The organism is Pseudomonas sp. R62 (genome assembly GCF_000257605.1).
Classification (GTDB): Bacteria; Pseudomonadota; Gammaproteobacteria; order Pseudomonadales; family Pseudomonadaceae; genus Aquipseudomonas; species Aquipseudomonas atacamensis.
Genome location: NZ_AHZM01000964.1, coordinates 1 through 600, shown reverse-complemented (window position 1 = coordinate 600; position 600 = coordinate 1). Strand labels below are relative to the sequence as shown.

The window sequence follows — 600 nt, the reverse complement described above, 5'->3', positions numbered from 1 at the left end:
AGCTCGGCGGCAGTTTCGCCATCGCCTCATCGATCAGCGCCTGACTGGCCTGTTGTTGAGCCGGGCTCAGACCCTCGGTCTTGAGCCGCAATTGCAGGCCGGCGTGGGCGCTGTTGCCAAGCAGCAACAACGCCCCGGCCAGCAGCCAGGCGCCAACGGACTTCACAGTGCGAGAATGGCTTCGGCGAGTACCTGATCACTGGCGTCGCGCGCTTCCGGCACGCGATTGCGCAAGGTGTTGAGGGCGGCTTCGAGGTGCGCCCCACGGATGTCGCCGTTGCTGGCGACGAAACTGGCGGCGTCGTCGTGGGCTTCGCGGATGATTTTCGAATCGCGAATCGATGTGGTGGTATCGGAAGTGAAATCGATGCTGCGCTGGGAGGCACGAACGATGATGTTACTGGTGGCTACCAGGGTGTGCGCCTGGGCCACATCGGCCAACACAAACAGGCCAAGGGCGGCAGCAATCAGCGGGCTACGCATGGAACGACTCCGGAAGGACAAGGATAACTATTGGACGAGAATTGCCTCTGCCAGTTCAAGGTCGCTGGCATGAAGTTTCGGCCGGGTTTTGCGCAGGTAATGCATCGCGGATTCCAG

The 600-nt window shown here is 61.5% G+C and carries 2 protein-coding genes; both read right to left on the bottom strand.

Going from position 1 to position 600, the window contains the following annotated elements:
* Window positions 1-162: 162 nt before the first annotated feature.
* Window positions 163-483: a DUF2388 domain-containing protein gene (locus OQK_RS01375; RefSeq protein WP_016770769.1), complete on the bottom strand. Its 321-nt coding sequence runs from the start codon at window positions 481-483 to the stop codon at window positions 163-165.
* Between the two features lie 27 nt (window positions 484-510).
* A partial coding sequence (locus OQK_RS01370) for a DUF2388 domain-containing protein (RefSeq protein WP_038860366.1) occupies window positions 511-600 on the bottom strand: 90 nt, incomplete at its 5' end.

What these genes read in the sequence shown, in the direction of transcription:
- OQK_RS01375 (WP_016770769.1), bottom strand. Translation starts at nt 483, where the DNA reads ATGCGTAGCCCGCTGATTGCTGCCGCCCTTGGCCTGTTTGTGTTGGCC.